This is a genomic window from Pseudomonas sp. GW823-FHT06E10 (genome assembly GCF_058794995.1).
The window spans coordinates 1-23,099 of the sequence record NZ_JBXAHJ010000011.1; the positions used below are offsets into that span (position 1 = coordinate 1).

The window sequence follows — 23,099 nt, forward strand, 5'->3', positions numbered from 1 at the left end:
CTCGACGGCCTCAACGTGTATGGCGGTGAGCTGACGGTCTACGAAAAAAATCTCGGCGACGGCAGCAACCCCAACGCATCGGCCCTGACCCAGAGCGGCACCTTCACCGTCACCGCACTGGACGGCGTGACGACCCTGACCGTGGGCGGCATCACTGTCGTCAGCGGAGGCGTGGCCGCCAGCTTCCCGCAAACGGCCGTTACGCTACTGGGCAGCACCCTGACCATCACCGATTACAACCCGGCGACCGGGGTAATCAGCTACAGCTACACCCTCAACGATAACGAAGCCCATCCAACCGCCAACGGCGCCAACAGCCTGACCGAGAACTTCAACGTCGTCGCAACCGACAGCAATGGCGACACGGCGACCGGGCAGATCAACGTCAACATCGTCGATGACTTGCCGAGCGCCAAACCTGACTCGTCGTCGGTAGTGGAGGGCGGCACCGTCAACATCAGTGTGCTGGGCAATGACACCAGCGGCGCCGATGGTCCGGCGACGGTGGTCGGCGTGCGTGCCGGCGGCAACACCTCGACCTCGGCCATCGGCGGACTGGGTAACCAGATCAACGGCACCTATGGTTACCTGACCCTCGATGCCAACGGCAACGCGGTGTATCACAGCAACCAGGATTCCGTCGGCGATCCGGGCGCCACTGACACGTTCACCTACACCGTGCGTGATGCCGATGGCGATGAAAGCACCACCACCATCACCATCGACGTCGCCAGCAGCACGATCAAGGCCAACCCCGATAGCGACGTGACGGTCTACGAAAAAGCCCTCGACCTGAGCAAGGACGGGCTGGACCTGGTCGCCGGTACGGTCACCGGCAGCGACCCGGGCAACACTGGCGAAACCGCGTCCGGGACCCTGGTCGGTTCGGTCTCGGGTGCCAGCGGCGCGCTCACCTACACCCTGGTCGGCAGCGCGACAGGCACCTACGGAAAGATCCTGATCAATCCCGACGGCAGCTATACCTACACCCTGACCTCGGCTCCAAAAACCTTGCCGAATGCCAACGACGGGCCGAACAGCCTGAGTGAAAGCTTCACCTACAAAGCGACCGATGCGCTGGGCAACAGCAGCACCAGCACCATCGTGGTCAACATTGTCGATGACGTGCCCAAGGCGGTGGCAACGGATCGCTCGGTGGCGGCGGTGGAGATCGATTCCAACCTGCTGATCGTGCTCGACGTCTCCGGCAGCATGGCCGACCCATCCGGCGTGTCGGGCCTGTCGCGCCTGGCCCTGGCCAAGCAGGCCATCAGTGCCTTGCTGGATAAGTACGATGACCTCGGCGATGTGAAAGTGCAGCTCGTCACCTTCAGCAGCAGCGCTACCGACATGACCTCTGTGTGGGTCGATGTCGCGACCGCCAAGACACTGCTGGCCGGCCTCACCGCGAACGGCGGGACCAACTACGACGCGGCCGTGGTGACCATGCAGGCCGCGTTCAACACCTCGGGCAAACTGACCGGTGCGCAAAACGTCGGCTACTTCTTCTCCGACGGCAAGCCCACCACCGGCCAGGAAATCGGCACCGCCGACGAAACCGCGCTGAAAGCCTTCCTCGATGCCAACAACATCAAGAACTACGCGATCGGCCTGGGCAGTGGCGTGAGCAACGCCAACCTCGATCCGCTGGCCTACGACGGCATCAGCCACACCAACACCAATGCGGTGGTGGTCACTGACCTCAACCAACTCAACTCGGTGCTGTCCGGCACCGTGGTCGGCTCACCGGTCACCGGTTCGTTGCTGGGTGAGGGCGGCACGTTCGGCGCTGATGGCGGTTTCATCAAATCCATCGTGGTCGACGGCACTACCTACACTTACGATCCAAACGCCCTCAGCGGCCAGGGTTCGTTGACATCAAGCGGCGGCACCAACCACGGCACCTTCAACACCGTGAGCAACACGGTGAGCATCGCCACCAACAACGGCGGCACGTTGGTGATCAACCTCGACACTGGCGATTACAACTACACCTCGCAGAAAACCACTGCGGTGGTGATCACCGAGAACATCGGTTTCACCGCCAGCGACAACGATGGCGACCTCGCCAGCTCGACGCTGACCGTGAAAGTGATCCCCAACGCGCCTCCGGTGGCGGTGGACGACCACGTCATCACCAACGTGCTCTCGGGCACCGTCGTGGTGCCGGGCGATCTGTTGCTGGCCAACGACACCGACCCCAATGGCGACCAACTTTCGGCGACACCGACCTCGTTCAACACCGGCTGGGTCGTGAAAGGCGCGGACTTCACCGGCACCGGCGCGATCAGCTTCGCCGGCGAAAACAACAACCCCGGCAACCAGAATCTGGCCAACGTGCGCAACGCCTTTGCGGCCAACGCGGCGACCATGACGGCGCTGCTGGTGGTCAGTGGTTATCTTGGCGCAGCGAACAACTCCAATGGCAACAATGAAGACTTCATCACGGTCAAGCTGAATCAAGGTGAGACACTCAACCTCAATCACAACCTGGATGCCGGGCACATCACGATGGAGTATTCGCTCAACGGTGGGGCGTTCGTAAGCATCGCCGATGGTGACACCATCACCGCAGGCGCCGATGGCACTTACCAGATCCACGTGACCAACATCGCCAACTCCAGTGGCGGCAATAAGAATGGGGCAGAAAACTACGAACTGACCATGACCGTCAACTACGCCGGAGCACACGAAGTCACTACGGACTACCACGGCACCTATACCGCCAACGACAACCACGGCGGCAGCGACTCGGCCAACCTGACCATCAGCTATCAGGACGGCCATACCCTCACCGGTACCAGCGGGGATGACGTACTGGTCGCGGGCACGGGCAACAACATCATCAATGCCGGCGACGGCAACGATGTGCTCACTGCCGGTTCCGGCAACAACGAGCTGCATGGTGGCGCCGGCAATGATCTGCTCTTCAGCGGCCAGGGCAATGACATCCTTGATGGCGGCACGGGTATCGACACGGCCAGTTACGCCCACGCCACGGCTGGGGTGACGGTCGGCCTCAGCCTGTCGGGTGGGCAAAACACTCTCGGTGCCGGCACTGACACCCTGACCGGTATCGAAAACCTCATCGGCTCGAATTTCAACGACACCCTGACCGGCGACAACACTAACAACACGATCAATGGCGGCCTTGGCAACGACATCCTCAGCGGCGGGAGCGGCGATGACTTGCTGATTGGTGGCCTGGGCAATAACACCCTGACCGGGGGGGCGGGGGGCGATACCTTCCAGTGGTTCAAGGGCAACAGTGGCCATGACGTAATCACTGACTTCACGCCCGGCACCGACAAACTCGACCTGTCGCAACTGCTGCAAGGGGAAAGCGGCACCACGGCTTCGCTGGATGATTACCTGCACTTCACCGTCACCGGCAGCGGGCCGTCGACAGTGACCAGCATCGACGTCAGCGCCATGGCCGGTGCCGCGCCGAACCAGACCATCGACCTGGCCGGCGTCGACCTCGCCAGTCAATACGGTGTAACGCCAGGCGCGGGTGGGGTGATCGCGGGTGGGCATGACACGGGGACCATTATCAACGGCATGCTCAACGATCATTCGTTGAAGGTGGATACCGTGTGACCTGAAAACCCGCTAAAGAACCCGCCATCCCTGTGAAGGGGAGGCGGGTTTTTTGTTGCCCGGGACAATGGTCGATGCCCGGTCAGTGGTTAGAAAACCTGGGCGCCCCGATCAATCGACCCATGGCCCCGAATATCCCCAACTCACTGATGACCTCCAGTTCCCCACGCGTCTCGACCATTTCCGCAATCAGCGGCAAATCTATGCTGTGGGTCGCGCGAAAGATCGCGTCGATGAACAGCCGTTTGTCAGGCTGCTCGTCGATGTTGCGAATGTAGGCTCCATCGATTTTCAGGTACGCCAAGCCCAATTGGGTCAGGTTGCCAATCTGGCTGAAGCGCCCTCCAAAGTGTTGCAGGCCGACTCGATAACCGGTCTTGAGCAATGTGCTGCAAAGGTTCTGCAGCACTTCGGGGGATGGCAACTGGCGCTCGTCGATTTCCAGGGTCAACAGCGGCGCCAGTTCGGGAAGGGATTCGAGCAGGTCGAGAATTGTTCGCCATTGCACCGGGTCGCGCAGGGTGCTCCCGGACAGGCTCAATGCCAAGGGGCTGCGGTTGACCACCAGCTCGTCCAGCGTGGCTTCGAGCATCGCCAGGTCGAACCGTCCCGACCAGCCAAGACGCTCGATCCACGGCAGGAAATGCCCCGCGGCAATCGCTTCGCCCTGCGGGTCGAGCAGGCGTGCGAGTACTTTGTGATGCAGCATCTGGCGGGTGTCGGCGCATTGCACGACGGGCTGAAAGTACAGCTGCACTTTGCCATGGGTCAGGGCGTCGTCGATCCAGGTGCGCCAGTCGTGCTGGGAGTGATTGGGTGCGGTGTCACGATGGCTCAAATGAACCCAGGGGCGTTCGGGATGCTGCCGGGACTCCGTCAGCGCCTGATCAAGGCGCAGGAGAACGGTGCTGATCGGCTCACCGGGGCGGTAGGCGACAACGCCCAGATGGGCGACCGGCATGCAATCGCTGGCGCCGGTCAGGCGCAGGTTCTCCAGGCTGACGCTGACATCGGCGGCCAGGCGCGCGGCACTTTCAGCATCCAGACCCGGTGTCAGCAGGCTGAATTCGCCGCCACGGTTGCGCGCCGCCAGCCAGGTTCGACGCTCCGGCAATTGAGTCAGGCGCTTGAGCAATTCGCCGACGGCAGTGATCAGCGCATCAGTCCGTTGGCCACCCAGGCGCTGGTTGAGGCCGTTCAGGTCGTTGATTCGCAACATCAGCAAATGGCCGTCACGGCTCTGTTCGCACACGCGTAAATGGTCGGCCAGTTGCTCGTCGAGCAGGCGTCGGTTGGCCAGGCCGGTGAGGCTGTCCAGATAGGATTCGGCCCGCAGTTTTTCGCTGCGTGCAGCCTCCTCGACGAACAGCGCCTTGAGCTTCTCGACCATCTGGTTCATCGCCAGCACGACCCGTTTCAATTCCGGTGTGCGCGGCAGTTTCGGCAGACTGAGAAACTCGCGTTTGCTGATGGCCTCGGCTTGTCGGACCATGCTGTCGAGTGGGCGAAATTGCCGGCGCAGCATCCATCCTCCAATCACTGCGCTGAACAGCCCGCACAGTAGCAGCCAGATCAGGCTGCCAAGGGTGCTTTCCCAGAGCTTGGCCAGGGCGAATTGCGGATTGCTCAGCACTTCGACCCGTGCCAGTTGTTCCCAGCCGCGCATGATCAGGGCATCGCCGCCTTCCGGGCGCAGGTCGACCAGGTTGACGAACCAGTCAGGCACACCGTCGATTTTTGTCGGTGCGGAGCGTTGCACCAGGGTTTGCTGATCCTTGAGCCTGATGACGCGGATGCTGCTGAAATAGCCGCTGTCGAAAATCGAACTGACCATCAGTTCCATCATTGCCGGGTCATCGACCTGTGCCGTCAGCGACAGCCCCAGCGCGGTGGCCGCGTCCTGGGCGTGGGCGCGCAGTTGGCTGAGCGTTTGTTCGCGGGAGCTTTCCAGGCTGGCAAAAAAACTGCCGCTGAACGCCACCAGCAGGAACAGGCAGATTGCCAGGAACAACTGTTTACGCAGTGTCATGCTTCGCTCCTTGCCAAGGCGGTTAGCCGTCGCCGATGTCGAACCCTTCGGCCTGCATCTTTTTCAACACGTCCTGCCAGCGCGACAGCTTTTTCGAGTCGCTGCTGCGCTGGCCGCCGTTTTTACCCGGCAGGTACAGGCCTTCGGCATTGAAGGCGTACACCGGCAGCAAGTCTTTGCGTTGGGAGGCGGGGCGGATATCGCCGATCAGGTTGTCCAGCACCAGTGGTTCGCTCGTGGGGGTGCTGTAGAACGTCAACACCATGTGCGCCTGGTTCTGGCTCAAGGCCTTGACGTAGGTGATGCGCAGTTTTTCGCTGGGAATACCAAGCCGGCGCAGGCTGAAATACTTCGCCAGAGCATAGTCTTCGCAATCGGCGGCGCCCTTGATCAGGGCTTCGACGGGTGTGGCCCAGTAATCGGTCTGTTGCCAGATGCGCGTGTCGTCCTGGAAGTTCAGCTGTTGATCGAAGAAGCGGTTCACCGCGTTGAGCTGCTCGCGTTCGGGGGCGCCGCGTGCACTTTGCAGCATTTGACTCCAGGCCTCGATCCGGCCTCGCGCCGGTCCAAGGGGGCCGTAGCGTTTTTCAACGGTTTGCAGGATCTGCGCAAAATCCCAGTCGGCCCGGACCCCGTTGCATACAGTCAGTACCAAACCAGCCAGCAGCAACCAGCCGCCGAGCCGAAGTCGGAGCGTTGGCCATCCTGGACTACGCAGACTGCGGGCCATGTCTGGCTGCTCGAGTGTAGGTTTGTGAAGTTTAGGTGGAGTTTTGGGCGCGGTAGGTCAGGTCGTCGGACGGGGCTCGTCACAAATGGCTATGGGAGACTTCAGGATTTGCGCAGGGTTTTCTGCTTGAGGATGTAAATCGTCACCAGCACCGCACTAGTCAGCATGAAGCACCGTGCCCAGTACAGCGGTACCAGGTAGCAGGAGAACAGGATACTCGGCCACATCAGGCCAATGGCGTAGACCTTGCCCTTGAGCGGAATGCCGTTGCCGTTGAGGTAATCGCGAATCCACGGGCCAAGCCGTGGATGCTCGACCAGCCATTGATAAAAGCGCGGCGAACTGCGGGCGAAGCAGGCGGCCGCCAGCAGCAGGAAAGGGGTGGTGGGCAATACCGGCAGGAAAATCCCGATCACCCCCAGCGCCACGCTCAGCCAGCCGATGGCCAGCAGCACGTAGCGCAACATCAGGGGGCGGTTGCCTATGGGGTTGTCCATAGGCAGAACCTTAGTGGTGGCGGGGCTTGAGAATCGCCGGTTTTTCGTCTGGCGCGTTGCACAGCAGGTACAGCGCGGTCAGGGCTTCCGGGATCTGTACGATCATGTCGTCCATCAGGTTGGCATCTTTGGCGATGTCTTCGAACTCCGGCTGCTCGTCGAACAGGCCCGAACCGACCATGATCGGCAGCAGCATTTCGCTGACTTCGTCTTCGGCGCTTTCGAACCAGGCCGCTTCGCGCAGGAATACGCCTTCCATGAAGCCGATGCACCAGCCGCGCAGGTCGGAATCGTCCGGCTCGTCGCCCAGGTCCAGGTCGCATGGCAGTTCGAATTCTTCATCGGAGGCCAGCTGGCGAGCGATGTGGGCCTTGAGGCCGATCAGGGTGGCTTCGATCTCTTCGCGCTGGGCTTCGCTGCTGTAATGCGGCTCCTCGGCGAAAAGTGCATCGATCCACTCACGATCAGGAACGACTTCGGAACAGATCGACAGCGCGGTGAGGTAGCCGTGGGCGGCCACGTAGTCCAGCGCCTCGTCATGCAGTTCATCAGCGTCGAGGAAGACTTGCAGGCGGGTTAGTTGCTCAGCGAAGGACATTAAAGGACTACCTTGGGGAATGTTCGATGCGGGAATTCTAGGCCTTCTTGAGCACTTGGGCCAGCCGCACGGCATATTTGCCCGTTTGTGGGAGTTGCTTCCCTTGCAGTTCGGTCAAGCGCTACCCCTGTGGGAGCGAGCTTGCTCGCGATAGCGGTGGTTCAGGCGAAATCAATGTTGACTGTGATGGCCTCATCGCGAGCAAGCTCGCTCCCACAGTTTTTTATGCACATCGGGTTTGCCGGTGTCTTATCAGCGGTGCCCTTTGCCGGACGGGGCTCGGGTATACTCGCGCGTTTTGTGATGCCCTGCTGGCGTCACGGCTGAAATGTGAAGCGTCATGCAATGCGCACTTACGATTTATCGGTGCAGCGTCGCGGGTTCTGAACCAGCCTTGCAGGGATGTTTCGGTGATTTTTGGAGTTTTTATGCTCGAACAGGCTCAACGCGTCCTCAAGGACATCTTCGGCTACGACAGTTTCCGTGGCCGCCAGGGTGCAATCATTGAGCGCGTGGCCAGCGGCGGCGATGCCCTGGTCCTGATGCCTACCGGCGGGGGCAAGTCCCTGTGCTTCCAGGTTCCGGCGCTGTTGCGCGAAGGCCTGGCCGTGGTGGTCTCGCCGCTGATCGCACTGATGGACGATCAAGTCGCTACCCTCGAAGAACTGGGCGTGGCCGCCGCCGCGTTGAACTCCACCCTCAGTGCCGAGCAGCAACGCGACCTCGCCGCCCGTATCCGCCGCGGTGAAGTGAAAATGCTCTATCTGGCGCCGGAGCGCCTGGTCCAGCCGCGTATGTTGTCCTTCCTGCAGGGCCTGGACATCTCCCTGTTCGCCATCGACGAAGCGCACTGCGTGTCGCAATGGGGCCACGATTTCCGCCCGGAATACCTGCAACTGGGCCAGTTGGCGGAAATGTTCCCCGACGTGCCGCGCATCGCCCTGACCGCCACGGCCGACAAGCGCACCCGGGAAGAAATCGTCACCCGGCTGCACCTGCAAGACGCCGAGCGCTTCCTGTCGAGCTTCGACCGGCCGAACATCTTTTATCGCATCGTGCCCAAGGAACAGCCGCGCAAGCAGTTGCTGGCATTCCTCGCCGAGCGCCGTAGCGATGCGGGCATCGTGTATTGCCTGTCGCGCAAGAAAGTCGAGGAAGTCGCCGCGTTCCTCAGCGAGCAAGGCTTCCCGGCGCTGCCGTACCACGCCGGGCTACCCAATGATCTGCGGGCCTACCATCAGAAGCGCTTCCTCAATGAGGAAGGCCTGATCATGGTCGCGACGGTGGCGTTCGGCATGGGCATCGACAAGCCCAACGTGCGTTTTGTCGCGCACCTCGATTTGCCGAAATCCCTTGAGGCCTATTACCAGGAAACCGGTCGTGGTGGCCGTGACGGTCTGCCGGCGGATGCCTGGATGGCCTACGGCCTGCAAGACGTGGTGATGCTCAAGCAGATGCTGCAGAACTCCGAAGGCGACGAACGCCACAAGCGTCTGGAGCAGCACAAGCTCGACGCCATGCTCTCGCTCTGTGAAGAAACCCGCTGCCGTCGGCAAACGCTGCTGGCCTACTTCGACGAAGACATGCCCGAGCCCTGCGGTCATTGCGACAACTGCGTCGACGGCGTGCAGACCTGGGATGCCACCGAGCCTGCGCGTCAGGCGCTGTCGGCGATCTACCGCACCGGTCAGCGCTACGGCGTAGGGCACCTGGTGGATGTATTGCTGGGCAAGGACAACGAGAAGGTCCGCAGCTTCGGCCATCAGCACCTGTCGGTGTATGGTGTTGGCAAGACGATGGCGGAGGGCGAATGGCGCTCGTTGTTCCGCCAACTGGTGGCCCGTGGTCTGGCGGACATCGACCTCGAAGGCTACGGTGGCCTGCGCCTGAGCGACAGCTGCCGGCCGCTGCTCAAGGGTGAAGTGACCCTGGAACTGCGCCGCGATCTCAAGGCGCAAACCGTGGCGAAAAGCAGCAAGAGCCAGGCGAGCCAGCTGGTCCGTGGCGAGGAGCGCGAACAATGGGAAGCCTTGCGCGCCCTGCGTCGCAAGCTCGCCGAAGAACATGGCGTGCCGCCGTATGTCATCTTCCCCGACTCGACCTTGCTGGAGATGCTGCGCAGCCAGCCGACCTCGCTGGCGGAAATGGCCACGGTCAGCGGCGTCGGCGCGCGCAAGCTGGAGCGTTACGGCGAGGCCTTCCTCGAAGTGCTCGGCGGCCAGGTCGAGGCGCCGAAACCGGTGGCCGACGTACGTCACGAACTGATCACGCTGGCGCGGGCCGGGATGACGCCGGTGCAGATCGCCGGTCAGTTGCAGTGCTCGGAAAAGAACGTCTACACCATGCTGGCCGAAGCGATCGGCAAGCAGCAGTTGTCGTTGGAGCAGGCGCTGGATCTGCCTGAAGACCTCATGGGTGAAGTCCAGGACGCCTTCCTCGACGGCGAAGGCGAGTTGCCGCCGGTTTCCGAGATCGCCGCGCTGTTCGCGGGCCGGGTGCCGGAAGGGGTGTTGTACTGCGTTCGCGCTGCCTTGCAGTCGGAGTTTGAGATTTGAGACATCCGTAGTGCTGATGTAACGATTCACTACAGATCAAGCCTTGCCTCAAGTCGAGGCTCATGCTTAGCTGACTAATAATTAGTTTTTATTTATTTCAGTCTAATCATGAGTGTTTTATGCCGTTAACCGATCAACACCGCTTTGGCATGCAATTGGCCCAGATGTCCCGTGGCTGGCGTGCCGAACTGGACCGCCGACTGGCGGGCATGGGCTTGTCCCAGGCGCGCTGGCTGGTGCTGCTGCACCTGGCCCGTTTCGAAGAAGCACCGACCCAGCGTGAGCTGGCACAAAGCGTCGGCGTCGAAGGTCCGACCCTGGCCCGTTTACTCGACAGCCTGGAAAGCCAGGGCCTGGTGCAACGCCAGGCAGTGCTGGAAGACCGCCGGGCGAAGAAAATCGTGCTCTGCGCGCCAGCGCGTCCCTTGATCGAACAAATTGAAACCATTGCCACGCAACTGCGTCACGAACTGTTCGAAGGCGTCGATGAGGCGGATTTGAAGGTGTGCATGCGGGTTCACGGGCACATCCTGGGCAACCTTGAAAAGTCTTGAGGCATAACCGAACGCCAGGTTTTTGAGAGACCGCATTGGACAGACTATAAGAACTACTCGGCAATATCGTGTTCGTAACGGATGTACGAACCCGTGCGGATGGTTTCTGTAGATCTCAAGGATGCTCATGCTCAAGTGTTGGCGATTGGTTTTACGCGGTGGTTCTCTGTGGTTGCTGGCCGGGGCCGCGGTCACTTATTCGGCATGGGCGCCTGCGCTGGGCCTGGGTGAAATCACCCTGCATTCGGCGCTGAATCAACCGCTGCGTGCCGATATCGCACTGGTGGATGCTGCTGGCGTGGAGGAAAACCAGCTGTCGGTGAGCCTGGCAACGGCAGACGAGTTCAGCCGTGCCGGGGTCGACCGGGCGTTTTTCCTCAGCAACCTGAAGTTCACCCCGGTGTTGCGCGGTAATCGCAGCGTGATCGAGGTGACCTCCAACAAACCGGTGAGTGAGCCGTTCCTGAATTTCCTCGTGCAGCTCAATCAGCCTAATGGGCGATTGCTGCGTGAGTACACGTTACTGATCGATCCGCCGGGTGCGCCTGGGCTAGTTCCCGCCGCCGATGAAGCGGCATCCGGTTCCCCGGCGTCCGCATTCCCTCGTGTGAAACCGGTCGTGGCGCCGTCACCCGTGGCCAGGACGACGCCGGAAACGGACGTCGCAGTGGTTGATCCCGCTGTCGAACAACTGGCCACCAGCGCCCTGCAAAACCACCAGTTGCAAACCACTGTCGATGAGCTCAACGCGAAGCTTCAAGGCCAGGATGAGCTGATCGCAGGCCAGAAAAAACATTTGGCCGAGCTGCAAACCCAACTCGCGGAGCTCCAGAAGGTAAAGGCCCAACCGGTTGCTTCCGACGTGGCGACGCCAGCCCCTGTTGTTGCTGAAACCCCCGGGATTGGCTGGCTGCCAATTGCCGGTTTGTCGGCGCTGATAGCGTTGCTGGCGCTGGGCTGGTTTGTTCGCCGCCAGCAGCATCAAGCCACAGCGTCAGAGGCGCTGCCGTCGCAGCATGAACCGCTGGCTGAGCTCTTTACCGAGCCAGTGATGTGGCCCTCCGTCATGCAACCATCCACTGTGCATCGCGACGGGGTGCCGGCCAACGATGAGCTTGAGCGGGTCGATAGCCATCATTCCATCCCGGTTGCTGTTGCCATGGCGGTGGTTCCGGGTTTGGCGATATCCGGCGAATCCGCTACTGACGATGAGTACCGGCTCAACCTGGAGGAGCTGTCCATGGCGTCCAGTTGGGACGTGATCAGCCTGACCGGGAACCCGCAGCCGGCGGCTCTGGCCATGATCGAGCCTGAGTTCGAGTTGGAGATGCAACCCGTTGCGCCGTCTCGACAGCCTCCGGTCGGGCTATCATAGCGGCGTCGTCAAACTCTGGAGTCAGGTCCCACCATGACCGTCAACAAACCGGAAATCATCATCACCTACTGCACGCAATGCCAATGGCTGTTGCGTGCGGCCTGGCTGGCCCAGGAACTGCTCAGCACCTTTGGTGATGACCTGGGCAAAGTCTCCCTGGTGCCAGGCACCGGCGGGGTCTTTCATATCTACTGTGACGCCGTGCAGATCTGGGAGCGCAAGGCGGACGGTGGCTTCCCCGAGGCCAAAGTGCTCAAGCAGCGGGTCCGCGACCAGATCGACCCGGACCGCGACCTGGGGCACAACGACCGCACTCAGTGAGATGTGGCCTCGGCTGCAATGGCTTTCTTGCTTGTGCCACTTGAGAACCGGCTGGAGACCACAATCGCCACAATGATCAGCGCACCCCCCAGCAACATGCGCAGGGTCGGGTTTTCGTTGAACAGCAGCCAGGCGACGGTGATGCCGTAGACCGGCTCCAGGGCGAACACCACGGCGGCAGTGCGTGCCTTGATCACCGCGAGGCTGGCGACGAACAGGCTGTGGGCGACACCGGTACAGAACACACCGAGCAGGCCGATCCACAGCCAGTCGATGGCGCGCACTTCGCTCAATTGAGGCGCCGCCACCGGCAGCAGGCACAGGGCAACCACCACGTTCTGGCACAGCGCCGCCTGTACCGGCGGAACTCGCCCGGAGCTGGCACGGTTGGTCAGTGACAGCAGGGCGAACAACAATCCGGAACCCACGGCCCACAGCAGGCCGGTGGTGGCGCCGCTGGCGAGGTCAAAATCGGGCGTGACCAGCACCAGGCCGACACTCACCAGCAGCACCAGCACGATCTCATTGGCGCGAATGCGCTCGCGGAAGATCAACCCTTCGAGGATCACGGTAAAGGCCGGGAAACTGGCGAAACCGAGCGTCGCAATCGCCACGCCTGCGACTTTCACCGCAATGAAGAAGCTCACCCAGTGTCCGGCCAGCAACAAGCCGCTGAGCAACAGCCGACGCCAGTCCATGGCCTCGAGTTTCTGCCAGCGCGTCTGGCTGGCGAACCGTGCAAAAAACGCCAGCGCGAGCACGGCGAAAGCGGCACGGCCGAAAACGATGATCGCCGGGGACGCAGCGGCCAGTTTGCCGAACACACCGGTCAGGCCAAACATCAATGCGCCTATATGCAAGGCGCCAAGGGCGGTACGGGGAGTCATTGCAATCCTTAACGACAAACGAACAGAGGCCTCATTGAAGCGCGTAATGGCCCATCAAGTCTGTCGGCAAACTCGCGTTATTTGTCGCCAGCCTCGCGCCGCAGTTTTCCGGGGGATGCCCCGAACTCGCGCAGCACCGCCGCCGCGAAGGCACTCTGGGAGCTGTAGCCGACGCGGCTGGCAATCTCGCCGATGGGCAACGCCGAATTGCGCAGCAAGCCCACCGCGATGTGCAGGCGTCGGCTGCGGATGTAGTCCATCGGCGTCTGCCCGCATTCGGCCACGAACCGCGCATGCAAACGGGCACTGGAAAGACCGGCGACCCGGGCCAGGTCGGCCACTTGCAACGGGTACGCCGCGTACTGATCGATGTGTGCGTTCAGCGCCGCATAGGGCAGGCGCCGACCGCCGACGGCCTCGGGCCTGGCGTTGTTGAGACTGGCCAGCAAAAGCACCGCGCCTTGTTGAGCGATCAGCGGATCATCGACCGGACTGTTCGCCAGCCAACTGACCAATTGGCTTTGCCCGGCGTCCAGGGGCAGGCGCCCGGCGTTGTCCAGCAGGCGACGGCTGGACTCGGCGTGATCGCCCAACGACTGGGCAACCCATTGTTCGCTGGGGACATCCAGCACCAGGCAACGGCTGCCATTGGTGCTGCCACACGCGTGATGCGCTCCGGAGGGCACCACCACGAAACTCTGCTGTACCACCTGGCTGCCACGGCCGTCGACCTCGAAATCCAGGGCGCCCGAGAGCCCGAACACCAGTTGCGCGTGTTCGTGGCTATGGACGATCAGGTCGTGGCTGTATTGGCGAAGCGTGAGGATCGGTCTCATCGCGGGTCTCCCGGTTCAGGGCGTCAGTCTACACCGAGCGGGCCAACAAGCGCTGTCACAGGACTGACTTGACGCTGTCATGGACCATTAACCGGGCCGGGGCAGACTTGGCAAAACTTGTCAGAGGGTTGCCCATGACCAGCGCCGAGCTCGCCAAACCCACCCGTAAGCAACGCGTACGGACTTTATGGATTTCCGACGTGCATTTGGGCACCCGGGATTGCCAGGCTGAACACCTGTCGCAGTTTCTCAAGAGCTACCACGCAGACAAGATCTACCTGGTCGGCGACATCATCGACGGCTGGAAACTGCGCGGCGGCATGTACTGGCCGCAAGCGCACACCAACGTCATCCGCCGCCTGTTGACCATGAGCAAGCGTGGCACCGAGGTGATCTACGTCACCGGCAACCACGACGAATTCCTGCGCCGCTATTCGAAGCTGATCCTGGGCAACATCCAGTTGGTCGACGAAGCCGTGCACGTCACCGCCGACGGCCGGCACCTGCTGGTGATACACGGCGACCAGTTCGATGTGATCACCCGTTACCATCGCTGGCTGGCGTTTCTCGGTGACTCGGCCTACGAATTCACCCTGACCCTCAACCGCTGGCTCAATCATTGGCGCGCGCGATATGGCTACGGCTACTGGTCGCTGTCGGCCTACCTCAAGCACAAGGTGAAAACCGCGGTCAGCTTCATCAGCGACTTCGAAGAAGCCATCGCCCATGAATGCGTCAAGCGCGAGCTGCACGGAGTGGTGTGCGGGCACATTCACCATGCCGAGATTCGCAAGGTCGGCGAGGTGGACTACCTCAATTGCGGCGACTGGGTGGAATCGTGCACCGCGCTGATCGAGCACTGGGATGGCTCGATCGAGTTGTATCGCCTGGCGGATGCCCAGGCGCGCGAGGCACAGATGAAGGCGGGCAGGGTTGCGGAGTTGGCCTGATAATCATTCGGTGTTTGTACTGGCCTCTTCGCGGGCAAGCCCGCTCCCACAGGGTTAACTGGCGGTCACAAGTGCTGCGTTCACCTTCGCCCATTGTGGGAGCGGGCTTGCCCGCGAATGGAGCGCGAAGCGGTCCCGCTGGATCTGTCAGGCTGGCGAATGTTCTTCCATCGCCGCCTTGTAGATCGAATTCCTGGGGTGCGCAAACAGGCGCTCCATCATCGGCTCGAAAAAGCTCAACGGCAGCGTGTCGTACGCCGGATCAAACGCCGCCGCATCGTATTTGGCGCAGAACTCGACGGTCGCCTGGTACTGCGGATGGTCCTTGAATTGCTCGCGCAAGTGCCGATCCATACCCAAGTGATGGAAGAAGTAGTAGCCCTGGAAAATCCCGTGCTTTTCCACCATCCACAAGTTCTCGGTGCTGACGAACGGCTTGAGGATCGCCGCCGCGATGTCCGGGTGATTGTAGGTGCCCAGGGTGTCGCCGATATCGTGGAGCAGGGCGCAGACCACGTACTCCTCGTCGCGACCATCGCGCCAGGCGCGGGTGGCGGTTTGCAGGGAGTGGGTCAGGCGATCCACCGGGAACCCGCCAAAATCCCCCTCCAGCAACTTCAGGTGCGCCACGATCCTTGTCGGCAATTGTCGCGCGTAGGCACTGAAGTCCGCGGCGATGATCGCCCAGTCTTCCTGTGTGCCGTCCTTCATGTGGGTGAAGCGGGCATTGGCATTCATCGGTAACTCTCTTGTGACGCAAGTCAGCTAGAACGGAACGCGCCCCAGAACCATGTCCCGGTACATGACAAAATCGCCGAGCAGGCTATAGAAGGGGTGTTGGAACGTTGCCGGGCGGTTCTTCTCGAAGAAGAAATGCCCGACCCAGGCAAAGCTGTAGCCTGCCAGCGGCAGGGTCCACAACAGCATCCAGGCTCCGCGACCAATGGTCAGCGTCAGAATCAAGATAACCAGGGTCGTGCCGATAAAGTGTAAACGGCGACAGGTGCTGTTGCTGTGCTCACTGAGGTAGTAAGGATAGAACTCAGCGAAGCTGTTGAATCGTTTGACGTTTTCCACGACAGCGATCTCTGTGGTTATTGTTCTTGCTGCAAGTTGTTCTGCGGGTAGCTTATTTGAGTCTAGAGTGATCAATGGCATCAGCCACTGACAATAGGCGCCACTTTAGTATCCTTCGGTCAATAGCCGTAGCATGCGGCCACCATGTAAGAAAACGCCATGAGCGAACGAACGACTTCTGCAAGCTGGGCGATGGGGATTGTCAAAGCGCTGGAGATGGACGGCCTGGATTGCCGGGCTCTGTTCAAGCAGTTGGGGCTCGACTACGCGGCACTGGATGATCCGGACGCACGCTTCCCCCAAGATTCCATGACCCGGTTGTGGCAACGCGCGGTCGAGCTGTCCGGGAACCCGGCCATCGGCCTGAACATGGGCAAGGTGCTGCGACCGGCGCAGTTTCATGTGGCCGGTTACGCCTTGATGTCCAGCCGGACCCTGGCCGAAGGCTTTCAGCGTCTGGTGCGCTATCAGCGGATCATCGCCGAAAGTGCCGACCTGAGTTTCCAGCTGCTGGAAGAAGGCTACGGGCTGATTCTGACCGTGCATGGCGATCATCTGCCGCCGACCCGGCAAAGCGCCGAAGCTTCAATGGCCTGTGCCTTGGCGCTGTGCGGCTGGTTGACCGGGCGTACGTTGCAACCGCGCAAAGTGTTGTTGCAAGGTACCGAGCCGGTCAATCTGGAACCCTATAAACAAGCTTTCCATGCACCGCTGGTGTTCAACGCGCCTTACGATGCGCTGATTTTCGAACCCGCCGATATGGAAGCGCCGCTGCCGACGGCCAACGAGGCCATGGCATTGCTGCATGACCGCTTTGCCGGCGAGTACCTGGCGCGTTTTTCCGAAAGCCGCGTGACCCACAAGGCGCGGCAGGTGTTGTGCCGCCTGTTGCCCCAAGGCGAACCCAAGCGCGATACCGTGGCGCAGACGCTGCATCTGTCCCAGCGCACCTTGCAGCGGCGCTTGCAGGAAGAGGGTACGAGTTTTCAGGCGCTGCTGGACGATACCCGGCGCGAACTGGCCGAACAGTACCTGGCACGACCGAACATGACCTTGCTGGAAATTGCCTACTTGCTGGGGTTTGCCGATCCGAGCAACTTCTTCCGTGCTTTCCGGCGCTGGTTCGATGCCACACCCGGCGAGTACCGGATGCGGCTGATGCAAGCACCTGATGCGGTCAATGACGCCAAAATGCCGGAATACACAGCACAAACACCGTAATGATCTCCAACCGGCCCAGCAGCATGCCGAACGAGAGAATCCACTTGGCGGCATCCGGCAGGGTGGCGAAGTTGCCCGCCGGGCCGATGGTTTCGCCGAGCCCCGGGCCGACACCGGACACGGTACTGGCCGCGCCGGTGAGGGCGGTCATCCAGTCCACGCCGAGCAGCGACAGCAGCAGCGCGATCACACAGATGGTGATTGCAAAGAAGAACGAAAAGGTCAGGATCGACCGCACGATTTCTTCGTCGAGGCGGTGACCGTTGTACTTCTGCTTGATCACCGCCCGCGGGTGAATCAGCTGGTTAAGGTTGGCCTTGAGCAGGATATAGGCCACCTGGAAGCGGAAAATCTTGATCCCGCCCGCGGTCGAGCCGGAACAACCGCCGATAAACCCCAGGTAGAAAAACAGCATCAGCGAGAAATTGCCCCAGAGGCTGTAGTCCCCCAGCGCGAAACCGGTCGTCGTCACCACCGATGTCACGTTCAGCGCCACATGCCGCAACGCCTCCAGCCAATGCAGCTGGGTAGTCCACCAATACCAGGTGCCGAGCACCAGCCAGGTCACCAGCAGCATGCCGAGCAGGCCTTGAACCTGTTCGTCCTTGATCAGCGCCCGACGGTTTCCACGCAACGTGGCCACATACAGGGTGAACGGCAGGGCACCGAGAATCATGATGACGATCGCTACCCAATGCACCGCCGGTTGCGGCCACTTGGCCAAAGACTGGTCGGAGGTCGAGAAGCCGCCGGTGGAAATGGCCGACATCGCATGGTTGATGGCGTCGAACGGGCTCATCCCGGCCCACCAGAACGCCAGGCTGCCGACAATGGTAATGCCGACGTAGGCCGCCACGATCAGCCGCGCCACCATGTGTGAGCGGGGCATGACCTTTTCCGAGCGGTCCGACGATTCGGTCTGGAACAGCCGCATGCCGCCGATGCGCAACAGCGGCAGGATCGCCACCGCCATGCCGATGAAGCCGATGCCGCCGATCCAGTGCAGCAACGAGCGCCACATCAGGATGCCGGGGGACATGTTGTCCAGGCCGTTGAGCACGGTTGCGCCAGTGGCGGTGATGCCGGACATGCTTTCGAAGAATGAATCGGTGTAGCTGATGTGCTGGGTCAGCAGGAATGGCAGCGCGGCGAAGATGCACACCACCAGCCAACTGCTGACGGTCAGCAGGTACATGTCCCGGGGGCGCAGGTGAACATGTTCGGGGCGCCCTGGAATCACCAGCGCCAAACCGGCGACAAAGGTGATCATGCTGGCCCAGAGGAACGATGGCAGATCGCTGGTGCGCTCGAAAATGACCAGTGTGGCCATGGGCACGACCATGGAGATCGCCAGCGTGATCAGGAAGATGCCGATGATGAAACCAATGATCCGTAAGGTCGGCAACGCCATGAGGTCCGCTCGGCTGATAGTGGAAAGGGCGCCATTCTACCTGCGGGGCAGGGCATGTAAACCGGCACTGCTGCGACAGTTACAGCTAGAATAGCCGCACAAATTTTTCAGGAGGTGGCCGATGCAGGCTCTCGACGCTTTGCTCAACCGTGTTTCCGTTCCACGACTGATTGACCCTGCACCCACTGCCGAGCAGCGCGAGGTGCTGTTTGGCGCCGCCATGCGCGCTCCGGATCACGGTCACTTGCAGCCTTGGCGTTTCCTGACGGTGGAAGGCGCGGCGCGTGAGCAGATGGGCGAGTTGCTGGTCGAGGCGGCGAAACTGCAAGACAGCGAAGTCGGCGAAGCGGCCATCGACAAGGCGCGCAATAATCCACTGCGTGCACCACTGGTGGTGGTGGTGATTGCGCGGTTGCAGGATCACGTCAAGTATCCGAAGTCCGAGCAATTGCTGGCGGCAGGCTGTGCGGCCCACGGGATTTTGCTGGCGGCGTATGCGCAGGGCATTGGCGCGGTGTGGCGTACCGGTGACCTGGCTTACTCGCCCCATGTGGCCAAGGGTTTGGGCCTGGCGGAAGGGGAAGAGGTGATTGCTTTCCTGTATCTGGGCACACCGCAGAAAGAACCGCGTGTGGCCGAGAAAGTCGACCTGGCCGAATTCGTCAGCGCCTGGCCTGGCAAGATCTGACACCGTAATTCTCCCACAGGGTCAGGGTTGCACTACTGCTCCTGGGACGAGAGGCAATTCCAGGCTGGCAATGAACCCGCCTTCCGGGTGATTGGCCAGCACCAGACTGCCGCCATGTCGCTCCGCCGCGCGCCGGGCGATGGCCAGGCCCAGGCCGTGTCCGGCCGCAGTCTGCCCCGGCGCCCGATAGAACGGCTCACCGAGCTGGCTCATGTATTCGGCACTGACCCCGGGCCCATGATCGCGCACAGTCACGACGATCCGCTCACCCTGACGCAGCGCCTGCATTTCGATCGGTAGGCCACCCACCGGATTGAAACGCTGTGCGTTGCGCAGCAGATTGTCGACGGCCCGTTCGATCATGGTCGGCCAGCCCTTCAGATTCAGTTGCGATTCGGCTTCGAGGTGGACCAGTTGCTCGGGTGAACCGAGTTGCGCATCCTTTTGCAGGGTATTGAGCAAGGCGTTCAGGTCCACCTCTTCCGCACTGGCGTTATCGGAGTCGACCCGCGCCAGTACCAGGATTTCGCTGATCAGCGCTTCCAGGCGGTCGCACTCGCGGGTCAGGCGCGGCCACAGCTGTTCCCGTTCCTGTGGGGTGGCCCGTTCGGCCAGTGCCAGCGCGATACGCAGGCGGGCGAGGGGCGAGCGCAGTTCATGGGACACATCCCGCAGCAGTTGCCGCTGACTGCCAATCAGGCTTTGCAGGCGCGCGCCCATGCGGTTGAAGTCGTTGGCCAGGACGCCGAACTCATCGCGACGGTTGGCCAGCTTGACCAGGCTGTTCTGTTGATACGTGGTTTGTCCCAGGTCATGCACCGCGCCGCGCAGACGGCTGAGCGGGCGAGTGATGGAGAAGGTCACCAGCAGGCTGAACAGGGTCAGCACCACCAGGGCGATCCCCAGCGCACTGAGCGGCCAGAGCAGGCTCTCGCGGTGCCAGGCGTCCAGTTCCGGGTGTGCAATGCGGTAGATGAACAGGTAGGTGTCACCGGTTTTTTCGCTGGTGAACTCATCGGTCAGACGCCGCCACGGCAGGCGCCGGTCCTCATTGTTCTGGCGCGCCTCAAAGGCCGCCGCACGTTTGGGGAAAGTGCCGCGCACCAGCGGATCGCCGCTTTCGTTAAGCACCTGAACGTCGATGTGATACTGGCGTTTGCGTTGCTGGAGAATGTCCTGGGCGGCGTCTTCACCCTGGCTTTCGTAGGTTTGCGTCCACTCTTCGGCCAGCGTGTTGAGGCCCGGGTGGCGGCTGAGAATCCATGCGTCCTGGTTGAGCATGTGCCCGAGCAGGATGGAAAGCCCTGCAACCAGGGCGATGGCCAGCCAGAAGCTGGCCAGGATACGCCAGAACAATGAACGCACAGGAAATCCTCAAACAAACACAGAATCCCATGTAGGAGCGAGCTTGCTCGCGAAAAACGCATAGATAACACGGGCTGCCTGATGCCGCGCGTTATCGTTGACGTCCATCGCGAGCAGGCTCGCTCCTACAGTAGATCAAAAGCATCAGACCCAACGGTGTTCAGCCGTCGGGTCCGGGGTCAGCGCATTATTGCGCCTTTTGCGGTTGTTGCGCTTTCCAGGCCTTGAACTCGGCCCACTCGGCGCGACGTTCAGCCTGTTTTTTCTGGATCTCGTCGAATTTCTTCTGTTGATCCGGTTTCAGCAAGGCGCGCACATCCGCTTCCGCTTTCTTGTGGTTGGCGGCCATCTCGTCCTCCATGGCTTTCTGGTCGGCTGGCGAGAGTTTCTCCAGGTACTTGTCGACCAGTTGCTTACGCTCGTGCATCTGCTCGCCCATGATCTTGCGGATCTGCTCGCGCTGTTCGCGGCTCAGGTCCAGTTCACTGTACGGGCCTTTGCCGTGCATGCCGTGCATCTGACCGCCGTGGCGCGAGCCGTCCATCGACCCACCCATGGGGCCCGTGCCTTCAGGCATGGCCATGGCAACGGTCGGCAGGGCAGCAGCGAACATCAGAGCGATAAGAGTCTTGCGCATGGTGTATCTCCTTGTCTCGTTCCCGGTACGTTCCGGATGAGTACAGATTACGCAGATCAAGGTCAGCGACGGTCAGCGGTACGTAAAGCTTGGGTAAAGATGATTTTGCGCCGACCTGACAAAACGTCCAGGTGCCTGACTGTAGGAGCGAGCTCGCTCGCGATGGAGTTGAACGATTACGCGTGCTGTCTGGAAAAGCGCGTTGACTGTGAGACCATCGCGAGCAATCGAGCGTCGACCGGCTGCTCCTACAGGCTGTAGTAGTAACCGCGGCTGCGCAGGGCGACGATACGCGGGCGGCCATCGGGGTGTGGGCCGATCTTCTTGCGCAGGTTGCTGACGTGCATGTCCAGGCTGCGGTCGTACAGGGTCAGCTTGCGGCCGAGGGCGATCTGCGCCAGTTCCTGTTTGTCCAGGGGCTCGCCCGGTTGCTTGAGCAAGGCTTCCAGCAGGCGGCTTTCGGAGACGGTGAGGGTGAATTCCTGTTCGTCGATGCTGACCACGCCGCGCACCGGGCTGAAACACAGGTCGCCCAGTTCCAACTGGCTGGACACCGCCGCCGGGTGGCTACGGCGCAGGACTGCGCGCAAGCGGGCGGTCAGTTCCCGTGGGTCGCAGGGCTTGGCCAGGTAATCGTCGGCGCCGAGTTCCAGGCCGAGGATACGGTCCAGCGGTTCGCCCCGGGCCGAGAGCATCAGTACGGGCAAATCCGGGTGATCGCTGCGCAACTGCTTGAGCAGTTCCAGGCCGCTGCCATCGGGCAACATCACATCCAGCACCACGGCCGCCGGGGCGGTTTCAGCCAGCGCGCGGCGTGCGCTCTGGCCGTCGTGACAGGCCCGAACCTGAAACCCTTCCTGGCTCAGCCAACTGCTCAGGAGCTCACACAGCTCCTGGTCATCATCAATAAGTAACAGCTCGCTCATGACTCACTCAATTTAGCCATTGTCGACGTTTTCGACTTGCTCCACTGGCGAAGATACCGCAGAGCAGAGCCAATAGCGCTACCCCGGCGCCAATGACGAACCATTGTTGCTGGTCGGTCAGCAGGCGCGGCAGCGGACTGCTGGCCTGGGCTTCCTTGAGTTGCAGCTTCAAACGCTGGTTCTCCTGGCGCAACCGGGCCAGGAGCGGGCTTTCGCGTTCGCCATCGGCAGTTTGCAATTGTTTGTTCAGTTCTTCCCGTTGCCGTTCGCTTTCTTTCAAGCGTTGCTGCAGCTCGGTGATCTGGCTTCCGGCGCTCAAGGAAAGCGGCGTCGAGTTGCCCCCCTCGGCGTTTTCTTCACCGTGGGCGGGCGCCACGATCGACAACGTGACCAACATCAGGCACAACGGACCCTTGCGCATGGCGACTCCTGGTTCCAATACGAGTATTGGGAAAGTTGTCGGCCGGCAAACGAGAATAATGAGCGATTGAGAACGCGATGAACCGATATGGTTCACCGCGTGGGGCATTGCGAGAAGAAAGTTACGGCAGGACTTGCTTGAACGGCTTCACCAGAACGTTGGCGTAGACGCCTGCGGCGATGTACGGATCAGCGTCGGCCCAGGCCTGGGCGGCGCTCAGGGAGTCGAATTCGGCGACGATCAGGCTGCCGGTGAAACCCGCCGCGCCCGGATCATTGCTGTCGATCGCCGGATGTGGGCCGGCCAGTACGATGCGACCTTCGCCCTTGAGCACTTGCAGGCGCTCGAGGTGTGCAGGCCGAGCGGCCAGGCGGGCTTCCAGGGAGTTGGCGACGTCTGTGGCAATGATTGCGTAAAGCAT

22 protein-coding genes are annotated in these 23,099 nt (G+C 61.5%); 8 read left to right on the forward strand and 14 right to left on the reverse strand.

What is annotated here, in order from left to right; translation table 11 throughout:
- The coding region (locus AC1Q6Y_RS18200; protein ID WP_492624938.1) for a beta strand repeat-containing protein at positions 1 to 3,600 on the forward strand (3,600 nt) is incomplete at its 5' end.
- An 82-nt stretch (positions 3,601 to 3,682) separates the two neighbouring features.
- Here AC1Q6Y_RS18200 and lapD read toward each other — a convergent pair.
- The 4 genes from lapD to AC1Q6Y_RS18220 all read right to left on the reverse strand — a co-directional run bounded on the left by lapD (position 3,683) and on the right by AC1Q6Y_RS18220 (position 7,454).
- Complete coding sequence (gene lapD / locus AC1Q6Y_RS18205; RefSeq protein WP_057715952.1) at positions 3,683 to 5,629, reverse strand: cyclic di-GMP receptor LapD; 1,947 nt, start codon at positions 5,627 to 5,629, stop codon at positions 3,683 to 3,685.
- A 22-nt stretch (positions 5,630 to 5,651) separates the two neighbouring features.
- Complete coding sequence (lapG, locus tag AC1Q6Y_RS18210; protein ID WP_218497002.1) at positions 5,652 to 6,359, reverse strand: cysteine protease LapG; 708 nt, start codon at positions 6,357 to 6,359, stop codon at positions 5,652 to 5,654.
- Positions 6,360 to 6,460: 101 nt separating this feature from the next.
- On the reverse strand, positions 6,461 to 6,856 hold the full coding sequence (locus AC1Q6Y_RS18215) for a YbaN family protein (RefSeq protein ID WP_057715950.1): 396 nt from the start codon (positions 6,854 to 6,856) through the stop codon (positions 6,461 to 6,463).
- 10 nt (positions 6,857 to 6,866) lie between these two features.
- On the reverse strand, positions 6,867 to 7,454 hold the full coding sequence (locus AC1Q6Y_RS18220; protein ID WP_057715949.1) for a UPF0149 family protein: 588 nt from the start codon (positions 7,452 to 7,454) through the stop codon (positions 6,867 to 6,869).
- Between the two features lie 428 nt (positions 7,455 to 7,882).
- On the opposite strand from AC1Q6Y_RS18220, the gene recQ reads away from it, so the two are divergent.
- The 4 genes from recQ (at position 7,883) to AC1Q6Y_RS18240 (ending at position 12,259) form a co-directional block, all read left to right on the forward strand.
- Positions 7,883 to 10,009, forward strand: coding sequence for a DNA helicase RecQ (recQ, locus tag AC1Q6Y_RS18225; protein ID WP_057715948.1), 2,127 nt, complete (start codon positions 7,883 to 7,885; stop codon positions 10,007 to 10,009).
- Between the two features lie 119 nt (positions 10,010 to 10,128).
- The gene (locus AC1Q6Y_RS18230; RefSeq protein WP_007984163.1) at positions 10,129 to 10,563 is read left to right on the forward strand and encodes a MarR family transcriptional regulator; all 435 of its coding nucleotides are present in this window, start codon (positions 10,129 to 10,131) and stop codon (positions 10,561 to 10,563) included.
- A 127-nt stretch (positions 10,564 to 10,690) separates the two neighbouring features.
- Positions 10,691 to 11,938 carry a type IV pilus assembly protein FimV gene (locus AC1Q6Y_RS18235; RefSeq protein ID WP_492624939.1) on the forward strand — a complete coding sequence of 416 codons (1,248 nt, stop codon included), beginning with the start codon at positions 10,691 to 10,693 and terminating at the stop codon, positions 11,936 to 11,938.
- Between the two features lie 33 nt (positions 11,939 to 11,971).
- Positions 11,972 to 12,259 (forward strand): Rdx family protein, encoded by a 288-nt coding sequence (locus AC1Q6Y_RS18240; protein WP_057715946.1) that lies wholly within the window; start codon positions 11,972 to 11,974, stop codon positions 12,257 to 12,259.
- Here the strand turns inward: AC1Q6Y_RS18240 and AC1Q6Y_RS18245 are convergent.
- Positions 12,253 to 13,146 (reverse strand): DMT family transporter, encoded by an 894-nt coding sequence (locus tag AC1Q6Y_RS18245; RefSeq protein WP_057715945.1) that lies wholly within the window; start codon positions 13,144 to 13,146, stop codon positions 12,253 to 12,255. The genes AC1Q6Y_RS18240 and AC1Q6Y_RS18245 overlap by 7 nt on opposite strands.
- Positions 13,147 to 13,223: 77 nt before the next feature.
- Positions 13,224 to 13,982 (reverse strand): helix-turn-helix transcriptional regulator, encoded by a 759-nt coding sequence (locus tag AC1Q6Y_RS18250; RefSeq protein WP_057715944.1) that lies wholly within the window; start codon positions 13,980 to 13,982, stop codon positions 13,224 to 13,226.
- Between the two features lie 134 nt (positions 13,983 to 14,116).
- On the opposite strand from AC1Q6Y_RS18250, the gene AC1Q6Y_RS18255 reads away from it, so the two are divergent.
- Entirely contained in the window at positions 14,117 to 14,932 is an 816-nt protein-coding gene (locus AC1Q6Y_RS18255) for a UDP-2,3-diacylglucosamine diphosphatase (RefSeq protein WP_057715943.1), read from the forward strand.
- Between the two features lie 147 nt (positions 14,933 to 15,079).
- Here the strand turns inward: AC1Q6Y_RS18255 and AC1Q6Y_RS18260 are convergent, their stop codons facing one another.
- Together AC1Q6Y_RS18260 and AC1Q6Y_RS18265 are read right to left on the reverse strand one after the other, a co-directional pair.
- Positions 15,080 to 15,670 carry an HD domain-containing protein gene (locus AC1Q6Y_RS18260; protein WP_057715942.1) on the reverse strand — a complete coding sequence of 197 codons (591 nt, stop codon included), beginning with the start codon at positions 15,668 to 15,670 and terminating at the stop codon, positions 15,080 to 15,082.
- Positions 15,671 to 15,697: 27 nt separating this feature from the next.
- Positions 15,698 to 16,009: an Mpo1-like protein gene (locus AC1Q6Y_RS18265; RefSeq protein WP_057715941.1), complete on the reverse strand. Its 312-nt coding sequence runs from the start codon at positions 16,007 to 16,009 to the stop codon at positions 15,698 to 15,700.
- A 159-nt stretch (positions 16,010 to 16,168) separates the two neighbouring features.
- Here AC1Q6Y_RS18265 and AC1Q6Y_RS18270 point away from each other — a divergent pair, with 159 nt between their 5' ends.
- Positions 16,169 to 17,230 carry an AraC family transcriptional regulator gene (locus tag AC1Q6Y_RS18270; RefSeq protein ID WP_079246791.1) on the forward strand — a complete coding sequence of 354 codons (1,062 nt, stop codon included), beginning with the start codon at positions 16,169 to 16,171 and terminating at the stop codon, positions 17,228 to 17,230.
- Here AC1Q6Y_RS18270 and AC1Q6Y_RS18275 read toward each other — a convergent pair.
- Positions 17,187 to 18,641: a TrkH family potassium uptake protein gene (locus AC1Q6Y_RS18275; RefSeq protein ID WP_057715939.1), complete on the reverse strand. Its 1,455-nt coding sequence runs from the start codon at positions 18,639 to 18,641 to the stop codon at positions 17,187 to 17,189. The two genes, AC1Q6Y_RS18270 and AC1Q6Y_RS18275, sit on opposite strands and share 44 nt — an antisense overlap.
- Positions 18,642 to 18,762: 121 nt before the next feature.
- Here AC1Q6Y_RS18275 and AC1Q6Y_RS18280 point away from each other — a divergent pair, with 121 nt between their 5' ends.
- Positions 18,763 to 19,329, forward strand: coding sequence for an NAD(P)H nitroreductase (locus tag AC1Q6Y_RS18280; protein WP_057715938.1), 567 nt, complete (start codon positions 18,763 to 18,765; stop codon positions 19,327 to 19,329).
- Positions 19,330 to 19,350: 21 nt separating this feature from the next.
- Here the strand turns inward: AC1Q6Y_RS18280 and AC1Q6Y_RS18285 are convergent, their stop codons facing one another.
- The 5 genes from AC1Q6Y_RS18285 to AC1Q6Y_RS18305 all read right to left on the reverse strand — a co-directional run bounded on the left by AC1Q6Y_RS18285 (position 19,351) and on the right by AC1Q6Y_RS18305 (position 23,099).
- The gene (locus AC1Q6Y_RS18285; RefSeq protein ID WP_057715937.1) at positions 19,351 to 20,694 is read right to left on the reverse strand and encodes a sensor histidine kinase; all 1,344 of its coding nucleotides are present in this window, start codon (positions 20,692 to 20,694) and stop codon (positions 19,351 to 19,353) included.
- 187 nt (positions 20,695 to 20,881) lie between these two features.
- Positions 20,882 to 21,331, reverse strand: coding sequence for a Spy/CpxP family protein refolding chaperone (locus tag AC1Q6Y_RS18290; protein WP_057715936.1), 450 nt, complete (start codon positions 21,329 to 21,331; stop codon positions 20,882 to 20,884).
- Positions 21,332 to 21,579: 248 nt separating this feature from the next.
- Entirely contained in the window at positions 21,580 to 22,257 is a 678-nt protein-coding gene (locus tag AC1Q6Y_RS18295) for a response regulator transcription factor (protein WP_007975295.1), read from the reverse strand.
- A 7-nt stretch (positions 22,258 to 22,264) separates the two neighbouring features.
- Entirely contained in the window at positions 22,265 to 22,678 is a 414-nt protein-coding gene (locus AC1Q6Y_RS18300) for an SH3 domain-containing protein (RefSeq protein ID WP_057715935.1), read from the reverse strand.
- Positions 22,679 to 22,799: 121 nt separating this feature from the next.
- Positions 22,800 to 23,099, reverse strand: a complete 300-nt coding sequence (locus tag AC1Q6Y_RS18305; RefSeq protein ID WP_057715934.1) for a YciI family protein — start codon at positions 23,097 to 23,099, stop codon at positions 22,800 to 22,802.